Source organism: Bradyrhizobium sp. (assembly GCF_049512235.1).
Lineage (GTDB): Bacteria > Pseudomonadota > Alphaproteobacteria > Rhizobiales > Xanthobacteraceae > Bradyrhizobium.
In genome coordinates, this window is the sequence record NZ_JBEKXH010000254.1 from 1 (window position 1) to 9,543 (window position 9,543).

A 9,543-nucleotide genomic window follows, 5' to 3' on the forward strand; every position below is an offset into this window, starting at 1 on the left:
CGTCGGAACCAGCATCGGCATCGCGCTCTGTCCCGAACATGGCCGCGTGCCGGCCGATCTCATGCGCAAGGCCGATCTGGCTCTGTATGCCACCAAGGCCGCGGGGAGAAACGATTTCCGGATCTACGACACCAGCATGTCCGCGTCTGACGACGACCAGAAGGCGCGCGAGCTGGATCTGCGCGATGCCCTGCAGCGCGAGGAGTTCGAACTGCACTATCAGCCCGTGGTGGAGCTTGCGACCGGCGCCGTCTGCGCTGCGGAAGCGCTGGTCAGGTGGCGCCATCCAATCAGGGGACTGATCTCACCCGACGAATTTATTCCACTCGCGGAGAGCACCGGCCTGATCGTTCCCATGGGAGAGTGGATCCTGCAAAAGGCCTGCAGCGACGCGGCGTCCTGGAAGGAGCCGCTCAAGGTTGCCGTGAACATCTCGGCGATCCAGTTTACCAAGAGCAATCTATTCGACGTCGTCTTGTGCACCCTCGTCGACACCGGACTGCCGCCGGCGCGGCTGGAATTGGAGCTGACGGAATCGGTGCTGCTCGACCACGAGGGTAACCATGCCCAGACCATTCGACAGCTGAGGAACGTCGGCATCACCATGGTGATGGACGATTTCGGCACCGGCTATTCGTCCGCGACCTATCTGACCAACTTCGCGTTCGGCAAGATCAAGCTCGACAAGTCGTTCGTGCAGGGCATGGCGACCCGGAAGGAATGTGCCGCGGTTGTCGCTTCCATGCTGGCGCTCGCCAAGGGGCTGGGCATAGAGACGACGGCCGAAGGGGTGGAGACATCCGAACAGATGGAACTGCTTCGGGCGGCCGGGGTGACTTACGGCCAGGGATATTATTTTGGCCGGCCCCAGCGCAGCCTTGCCATGGATGCTCCATCGCATCTCCATCGTCACACCGCTTGAACCGACAGCTGAGAGAGAGGGGCGCCATGCAGACCAGCCTGTTAACCCAATTGGAGGATGCATTAGCCAGCAAGAGCGTGGCGCGACGCGCTGACATGCTGCGACGGGTCACCGACCTGTTCCTGATCGGATCCGGCAGCTTTAGCGACGATCAGATCGAGGTCTTTGGCGATGTGATGGGCAGACTGATGGCGAATGTCGAGCATCAGGAACGCGCGCAACTTGGTGAGAGACTGGCTTTCAGTACAGACGCCCCCGCGGACGTGATGCGAAAGCTCGCGTTTGACAGCGCGGCCGACGTCGCAGCCCCTGTCTTGACCCATTCCAGCCGACTGGACGAAGCCACACTGATCGAAAACGCCAAAACGATGAGCCAGCCTCATCTTCTGGCCATCGCCAAGCGACAGCAAGTGCCCGAAGGCGTCACCGACGTGCTGGTCGATCGCGGCAACGATCTCGTCATTGCGAGGCTGGCCGAAAACGCGGGAAGTCAGTTCTCGGCGGGTGGTCTTTCGATGCTGATCGATAAGTCGATCGGGGATCCGCGGATCGCAAGATTTGTCTGGGACCGGAGAGACGTGCCGACACGGGAGCTCACCCGCCTGTTCCAGGCCGCGTCCGAGGAGCTGAGAAACGAGCTCGAACTGGCCCGGCCACGGGACGCCAGATCGATCCGGGCAACCCTCGATGGGGCATTGGAAAGCATCCGGTCGGCGACCAGGAACAACTCGTCGGAGTTCAGGGATGCGTTTTCAATCGTGTCCCGGCTGATGCAAGCCGGTGCGCTCGACGAAAGGGCCCTGTTCGATTTTGCCAATGCCGGCGCTTTCGCCAAGGTGGTCGCGGCCCTTGCCCACCTTTCCGAGCTGACGGTCGGCACGATCGAACGCGCCTTGCTCAGCGAGCGGTCCGAGCAATTGCTGATCATCGCGAAGGCGATCGGGCTTTCGTGGCCGACCGTCAAGCCGCTGATCATGCTGAAGCAGCCAAACCAGCCGCCGGCTGCTTCTGCACTCGACGAAGACTTTGCCAGCTATATGCGCCTAAAAGCCAGTACCGCGGAGACGGCCCTGAAATTCTACCGGCTCCGGGCCAGCGCGGAGCATGACCAGGCGCAGTAAGGCAAGCGCCATTCGTGGCCGTTTGCCGATCTGCCGGCACTCAAATCTGCGCGGCCACCTTTTCCAGCCCGATCAGGCGGGCGAGCGTACGCACTTCCTGCTTCTGGTCCTCGCGCAATTGAAACAACAGCGGCATCGCCGCCGACTTCAGCTGCTGCACTTCGGCGGTGTCGGCATCGATCGGCGGCATGCCGGAGCGTGGATCGCCCTGGCGGGTGGCGTGGATCTTGCGGGCTATGGCACGCAACGCATCTTCCACCGCCGGCCAGTAATATTCCTGGTCGGAAGACAGTTTCAGGCGTTCCTTGATGCCGGCGATCTGCACATCACTGAGCAGCGCATAAGTCTTTTGCAGCAGCGGCCTAACGGCGGGCTTCGGCTTCGGCGGCACCGGCATCGTCGCCGCGGCCGCGAGCTTCGGCGCGGCGAGGTCAACCGGCGCGCTGGATGCATAGGCCTGCCGCAGCGTATCGCTCAATGCCGCGGTCGGCTGAACTTCCACTGAGGCCGGCGTCACCGTGCCGACCGTCAGCCGGTCCTGCTTGCTCGCCCTGTTTGCGACCGGGCCTTTGTCGACGGCTGCGGCCATCTCCGGCCGGGCCGCCGGGACGCTGTCGCGGCCGAGAATGCTGGCGGCGGCTGCACCCACGACCAGCAAACAGGTCAGCGCGATCAATGCAACGGCTTTGGTCAAGCGGTTCTCCGTTCGGTCAACAAACCAAGGCCACCTTCCCGACAAATCGGGCATTAATTATGGCTTTACCGTGCCGCTGCTGCGGTTTCCTTAATTTAGACGGCGGCCGAGAGCGCTCCGGTGAGCAAGAATCAGGCCGCAACAGAGAGATCGTAGGCATCCTGGATGTCGGCGACGATATCGGACGCCTCCCACAGCGCGTCGGGCACAATCGAAAGTAGGCTGACGGTCCAGTTGCCTCCTTTGCTTGTGCGGGCCGTGCTGACAATGTCGAATTGCACGCTGCGGCACAGCGGATGCCGCTCCAGCGCATGGGCGACCCGGTTCCTGATCTCGTCGAGGGTCGCCAGCCTCTTGGCAGAAAAAGCGTCGATATCCATCTCACATTCCCCTTGAACGACCGCTTTGAACCCGGCCGGCCACAGCAGCGGTGAACGGCCTTGGCGGGAGATTCTTGGGGCAGGCACGGTTAATGGAGCGTTAAGGCCGGCCTCAGCGGTTAGAATATTCGCGCCCCGGCGGCACGGTAGTCGGCGATGGTGCATGCGACGAGCTCATCGACGGAAAGCACCTCGGTCACGGCAGAGGTGGAATGCCCGGCGCTCCAGATCTCGCGCCAGCGCGCCGGGCGCTGCTCGCGCGCGCCGACGTCGATATCCCTGCCGATGTCGATCGCGCCCCGTTGCGGCAGGTGATCAGGGTCGAGACCAGCAGCGACGATCGAGGGCCTGAGCATATTGGTCTGCAGGCCGGTAAAGGCCGTCGTCAGCAGGATATCGTCGGCGCTGCTCGTCACCAGCATCTGCTTGTATCTGTCGTCGGCCATGCTCTCGGCGGTTGCGATGAATTTAGTGCCCATATAGCCGAGATCGCAGCCGAGCACCCGCGCCGCGCGCAGCGCATGGCCGTCACCGATGCCTCCCGCCAGCACGATCGGCCCATCGAAGAACGCCCGCACGGCACGAACGAAAACGAATGGATTGAGCCAGCCAGTCTGACCGCCGGCACCGGCGGTCAGCAGCACGAGCCCATCGGCGCCGGCCGCGGCTGCGCGCTCGGCATGGCGAATGCTGGCGACGTCGGCGAGCACCAGCGCTCCGGCGTCGTGCAGCGGCGCCAGCACCGGCAGCGGCGAGCCGACACTGGTGATGACGATTTCGGGACTGTGTCGCAGCAGCACCTGCAGATCCTGTTCGAGTCGCGCGTTGGACCGGTGCACGATCAAATTCGGACAGATCGGCGCCGAAGGCTTGCCAGTGCGATCTGAACAACGCTGCAATTGCCCTTCGACGTCGCCAAGCCAGGCATCCAATTGTTCGGAGCTTCGGCAATTCACCGTCGGGAAAGCGCCGATCACGCCGTTGCGGCAAGCGGCCACCACGAGATCGACGCCGGAGACGAGGAACATCGGCGCCGCGATCAGCGGCAGGCTCAGTCGGTCGCGAAAGCGCGCGAGTTTATCAGTGCCATCCAAAATCTGGTTCCCCGATCCGATCAGTTTGCGTTCCGCACCCGGGCCTGGCTGTGCTAGCGTTTTGCTAAGATGGCACGACCGAAGGCCGATGACAAAACTCCGGAGGAACCATGTCCGATCCGCTCTCAGCCTTTCCGACCGCCGGCGGGCAAACCCTGCGGGCGCTGGCGCGCTACCCGTCGCGAATCGCCTTCAGCTGGCCGGGCGGATCGATCACCTATGGCGGCGCCACCGAACTGATCGGGCGCATGCAGAAGGTGTTCATGCATCTTGGACTGGCACCGGGCACCCGCGTGGCCTTCCTCACCGCCAACCGGGCCGACAGCTGGTGCGCGGGGGTCGCGGCGCAATTGTCGCGGCTCGCGATCACCTGGCTGCATCCGCTGGGTTCGCTTGACGATCAGCTCTTTCAACTCGAGGATTCGGATAGCCGGATGCTGGTGGTCGACGCGGCTGCGTTCCGCGACCGCGGCGGCGACCTCGCCACCGGGGCCGCCAACCTGACGACCGTCTTCACGCTCGGCGCGGCCAGTTACGGCGTCGATCTGCTGGCCGCGATCGAAAAGGCGGGCACGGCGAGTCCGATTTCTCTGGCCGTCCCCGACGATATCGCGACGCTCAATTATACCGGCGGCACCACCGGGAAATCCAAAGGCGCGTTGCGCACGCATCGCGAGTATGGCGTCTTCGCCAGTGCGATCCTGTCCGACTTCGAAATTCCGGATCAGCCGCGCTATCTCACGGTGGCGCCGATCAGCCACGTCGCCGGCACCAAGGTGCTGCCTTCGCTGATGCGCGGCGGCACCGTGCACATGCTCAGGGGTTTCGATCCCGACGCGGTGTTGTCGACCATCGAGCGCGAGCATATCAACTTTGCCCTGCTCGTGCCGACCATGATCTACGTGCTGCTCGACAGTCCTTCGCTCGACAAGACCGATCTCTCTTCGCTCGAATTGCTGCTCTACGGCGCCTCGGCGATGTCGCCTAGCCGGCTGGTCGAGGGCATGATGCGGATCGGCCCGGTTTTCTCGCAGCTTTACGGCCAGACCGAGTGCTATCCGGTCTCCGTGCTGCGCAAGGCGGACCACGATCGGAATACCCCGGAACTGCTTTTGTCGTGCGGCTTCCCGATCGCCGCCTGCGACGTCAGGATCCTCGACGAGCACGACCACGAGGTCGCAACCGGCGAGGCCGGCGAGATCTGCGTGCGCGCGCCGCATGTGATGGTGCAATACTGGAAGCGGCCCGAACAAACAGCAGAAACCCTCAAGAACGGCTGGCTGCACACCGGCGACATCGCGCGCGCCGACGAGCGCGGCTATCTGTTCATCCTCGATCGCAAGAAGGACATGATCGTCTCCGGCGGCTTCAATATCTTTCCGCGCGAGGTCGAGGACGTGCTGTCGCAGCATGCCGATGTCGCGATGGTCGCCGTGGTCGGCGTGCCCGACGACAAATGGGGCGAGGCCGTCACCGCGGTTGTGGTGGCGCGCGAAGGCGCCCGGCCGGACGCAGAGGAACTCATCAGTCTGGTCAAGGCGCGCAAGGGTTCGGCGCATGCGCCAAAACACATCAAATTCGTCACGGAGCTGCCGATGACCGGCGTCGGCAAGGTCGACAAGAAACTGCTGAGGGCCGGCTTCTGGGCCGGACGCGACCGGATGGTGGGATAGCGGCGGTTTGCGGGAGAGCCGCACGGCCCCCTTCGCCGCTGCAAGCAGGTTCGCGTCTGCTGTAGCTGCGCAACCAGAACAGGCAAGGAATCAGCGGCCCGGCAAGATGCCCCAACACAGTTAATAGAGGGAGAAGTTATCCTACGCCAGCAGCTGATCGAGCCGGTCGCGCAGCTGGTCCTGGTGATAGGGTTTTGCCAACCTCGGCAGATCGAGCTGGCCGCCCTCGGGCAGTTCGGCATAGCCGGTCGCGAGCAGGATCGGCAGTGACGGCCGCAACTCGCGCGATGCCGCCGCCAGTTCGACGCCGGTCATGCCGGGCATCACATGATCGGTCAGCATCAGGTCGATCGGCTGCCCGCTCTTGATGATATCGAGCGCGTGCAGGCCGGAGCTGGCGCCGATCACATGGTGGCCGAGATCTTCCAGCATTTCGGTGGTCGACATCGCAATCAGGGGATCGTCGTCGACGAACAGGATCACCGCCGAACGATTGACCTTCTGCACGACCTGCACCGGGCTCTCGGCTTCCGGCGCGTTGATCGCGACAGGAAGAACCAATGTCGCGGTGGTGCCCTTGCCCACCGCGCTCGTGAGCTGCAGCGCGCCACCGAGCTGCACGGCGAGCCCGTGCACCATCGAAAGGCCGAGCCCGGTGCCTTTGCCGAGGGGCTTCGACGAGAAAAAGGGTTCGATCGCCCGCTTCAATATCTCAGGCGTCATGCCCGTGCCGGTATCGATCACCGAAAGTTTCAGGAAGCGTCCGGCCCCCAGCGCCAAATCACCCGCTGCCTGATACTCGCCGACCTTGATATCGATCGAGCCGCCCTCCGGCATGGCGTCGCGTGCATTGATGGCCAGATTGAGCACGGCGAGTTCGAGCTGGTTGGCGTCGACACGCGCCGGGGGCAACGCCTGGGGCAGATCGAGCCGCAGCAAGACGCGCGGTCCGAGCGAGCGCTCCAGAAGATCGATCATTCCCTGGATCAGGGCGCGCAGATCGACCGGCACCGCTCTTAGGTCCTGCTGTCGCGCGAATGCCAATAGACGCTGTGTCAGCGACGCACCGCGCTCCGCCCCCTGCAGCGCGCCCTCGATCAAGCGGTGCAGTCGGGGGTCGTCGGGTACTCGCTTGCGCAACAGATCGAGATTGCCCATCACCGCCATCAGCAGATTGTTGAAGTCATGTGCGACGCCGCCGGTAAGCTGGCCGATCGTCTCCATCTTCTGCACCTGCCGCAATTGCTCCTGCGCCATTTCGCGGGCTGCGACTTCTTTCATCAAATCGGCGGTGCGCTGCTCGACCCGCTGTTCAAGGGTCGCCGTCAGTTCCGCCAGCGCCGTGCGCTCGGCCGCCAGCTGGGCCAGCAGATTTTCCCGCTCGATTTCGGCAACCTTGCGCGCGGTGATGTCCGATAACACCCCGACCAGCGATTTGATGCTGCCGTCGGGCCGGCGTACGACGCGGGCGCGAACGTCAACCCAGTGCGGCGAACCGTCGGGCCAGATATTGCGATATTCGATACTGTAGTCCCTGCCGGTCTTGATGGTCCGCTCCAGCACCTCCGAACGTCGCGCCCGATCTTCGGGATGAACCGAAGCCTTCAGATCCTGATAGGAAAACGCCTCGCCGGGGACGCGTCCGAAAAATCTCTTGCAGGTGTCGGAGGCTTCGAGCTCCAGTTCCGGAAGGTGCAGTTCCAGCGCGCCGAGATGACCGGCATCCAGCGCGGTCTGCAGCAGGCCTTCGCTTTCGGTGAGGTCCTGAAGTATCGCGCGGGTCTGGTACTGGCGCCGCCGGCCCCTGACCGCCGAGCCGACCACGCTCACCAGCGTTGTAGGATGGAACGGTCGCTCGATGAAGGTGACGTTGCCCAGCACCTGTCCGAGCCGCATCGCGTCCGGATTGCGCTCCGGGCCGCCACCCTGACGCGTCAACAACACGATCGGAAAATCGGACCATGACGGCTGATCGCCCAGCCAGCGCGTCAGGCCGCGCAGATCCGCCGTCTTGATCGCCTCATCGGCGATCACAGCGAGGCCCGCCCCGCGTTCGATCTCATGCATCAGCGCTACAACGTTGCCGCAAGCATTGGCGAAGAAGCCCGCTTCCTTGATCAGCGCGGCGGCGACCGCGGCGTCGCGTCCCGTCGGCGCAAGAATGACGGCACGCTCGGAGGATGCATCTGACCTCACCGCACCAACTCTTGCAGCAATGGCTGGGATTCGCCGACGTAGGCCGGAACGCCGTGAAGCACGCCCTGAAACCCGTCCAGCGGTTCGCCGATCGTCAGTCCACGGCCATCGATGCGGAACTCGCGAATGGTCGTTTCATGGGCCCCGGTGCGCTTCTTGATGATCGACATTGCGCGCCGCACCGAACCCAGCGCCTCGAAATAACGCAGCAGGATCACGGTGTCGGCAAGGTACGTGACGTCGACCGGCGCTTTCATATCGCCGACCAGACCATGTTGCGCCACGGTCATGAATGTCGCCGCGCCCCGGCGGTTGAGATATTGCAGCAGTTCGTGCATATGAAGGACCAGGGAATTCTCCTCCGGCATCGCCGCCTGATAGCCGTTGAGACTGTCGATCACGACGGTCTTGATGTGATCCTCATCGACCCGCATGCGAACCAGATGGGCGAATTCGCCGGGCGACCGCTCGGCCGCGTCAACCTGTTCGATAAACAGATCGCCGCTGCGCTGCAACGCCTCGAGGTCGATGCCGAGACCCTTCATCCGCGAAAACAACAGGCCGAGTTCCTCGTCGAACACGAACAGCGCCGCCTTTTCGCCGCGCGCGATCGCGGCAGCTGCAAAAATGATCGCGACCAGCGATTTGCCTGTGCCGGCGGGACCCAGCACCAGGGTGCTGGAACCGGTCTCGACGCCGCCGCCGAGCAGCTGGTCGAATTCGGCAATACCGCTGGACATCCTGCGGCGTACAACATTGCTGCGATATTCCGATGCCACCAGCCCCGGAAACACGTTCAGGCCGCCGGTCGTGATGGTGGCATCGTGATAACCGCCGCGAAACTTGACGCCGCGATACTTGATGATGCGGGCGCGGCGCCGCTCCGCGCCATAGGCCGGTGCCAGCTCCTCGAGCCGGAGCACGCCATGGGCGATGCTGTGCACGGTCTTGTCGGCGATGTCCGCCGTAAGATCGTCGAGCAACATCAGCGTCGTATTGAATTTCGCGAAGTAATGCTTGATCGCCAGAATCTGGCGCCGATAGCGCAGCGAACTTTGCGCCAGCAACCTGATCTCCGACAGGCTGTCGAGCACTACCCGGTTTGGGCGGGCGCGATCGACGGCTTCGAAAATCTGCTTGGTGGTTTCACCGAGTTCCAGATCCGATGAATAGAGCAGACTTTGCTGCTGCTCGGAATCGAGCAGGCTTTCGGGCGGCAGCAATTCGAAAACTTCGATGCCGTTGTCCAGCGACCAGCCATGGGACGTGGCGCCATCGCGCAATTCGCGCTCGGTCTCCGACAGGGTAATGTAGAGACATTTTTCCCCGGCCTTGGCGCCTTCCAGCAAAAATTGCAGGGCCACCGTGGTCTTGCCGGTTCCGGGCGCGCCTTCCACCAGGAAAACGTGGCCACGCGAAAAACCGCCGGACAGAATATTATCCAGCCCCCAAATCCCGGTTTT

Annotated in this window: 8 protein-coding genes; 3 read left to right on the forward strand and 5 right to left on the reverse strand. The window is 63.4% G+C overall.

Features of this window, described 5'->3' with window-relative positions:
• On the forward strand, positions 1-922 hold a 922-nt coding region (locus tag ABSG20_RS21745), incomplete at its 5' end, for a putative bifunctional diguanylate cyclase/phosphodiesterase (protein WP_423866572.1).
• A gap of 26 nt (positions 923-948) precedes the next feature.
• Positions 949-2,043, forward strand: a complete 1,095-nt coding sequence (locus ABSG20_RS21750) for a DUF2336 domain-containing protein (protein WP_423866573.1) — start codon at positions 949-951, stop codon at positions 2,041-2,043.
• Positions 2,044-2,083: 40 nt separating this feature from the next.
• On the opposite strand, the gene ABSG20_RS21755 is transcribed toward ABSG20_RS21750, so the two are convergent.
• The 3 genes from ABSG20_RS21755 to ABSG20_RS21765 all read right to left on the reverse strand — a co-directional run bounded on the left by ABSG20_RS21755 (position 2,084) and on the right by ABSG20_RS21765 (position 4,211).
• Positions 2,084-2,737, reverse strand: a complete 654-nt coding sequence (locus ABSG20_RS21755) for a hypothetical protein (RefSeq protein ID WP_423866574.1) — start codon at positions 2,735-2,737, stop codon at positions 2,084-2,086.
• Between the two features lie 131 nt (positions 2,738-2,868).
• Positions 2,869-3,117, reverse strand: a complete 249-nt coding sequence (locus ABSG20_RS21760; protein WP_423866575.1) for a hypothetical protein — start codon at positions 3,115-3,117, stop codon at positions 2,869-2,871.
• A 119-nt stretch (positions 3,118-3,236) separates the two neighbouring features.
• Entirely contained in the window at positions 3,237-4,211 is a 975-nt protein-coding gene (locus ABSG20_RS21765) for an NAD(P)H-dependent flavin oxidoreductase (protein WP_423866576.1), read from the reverse strand.
• 110 nt (positions 4,212-4,321) lie between these two features.
• On the opposite strand from ABSG20_RS21765, the gene ABSG20_RS21770 reads away from it, so the two are divergent.
• Complete coding sequence (locus ABSG20_RS21770) at positions 4,322-5,884, forward strand: AMP-binding protein (RefSeq protein ID WP_423866577.1); 1,563 nt, start codon at positions 4,322-4,324, stop codon at positions 5,882-5,884.
• Between the two features lie 141 nt (positions 5,885-6,025).
• Here the strand turns inward: ABSG20_RS21770 and ABSG20_RS21775 are convergent, their stop codons facing one another.
• Positions 6,026-8,080, reverse strand: a complete 2,055-nt coding sequence (locus ABSG20_RS21775; protein WP_423866578.1) for an ATP-binding protein — start codon at positions 8,078-8,080, stop codon at positions 6,026-6,028.
• The coding region (locus ABSG20_RS21780) for an ATPase domain-containing protein (protein ID WP_423866579.1) at positions 8,077-9,543 on the reverse strand (1,467 nt) is incomplete at its 5' end. The genes ABSG20_RS21775 and ABSG20_RS21780, both read right to left, overlap by 4 nt.

Bases quoted from the DNA above. Each gene is read 5' to 3' on its own strand.
- ABSG20_RS21760 (WP_423866575.1), bottom strand. From the start codon at position 3,117: ATGGATATCGACGCTTTTTCTGCCAAGAGGCTGGCGACCCTCGACGAG.
- ABSG20_RS21750 (WP_423866573.1), top strand. From the start codon at position 949: ATGCAGACCAGCCTGTTAACCCAATTGGAGGATGCATTAGCCAGCAAG.
- ABSG20_RS21770 (WP_423866577.1), top strand. From the start codon at position 4,322: ATGTCCGATCCGCTCTCAGCCTTTCCGACCGCCGGCGGGCAAACCCTG.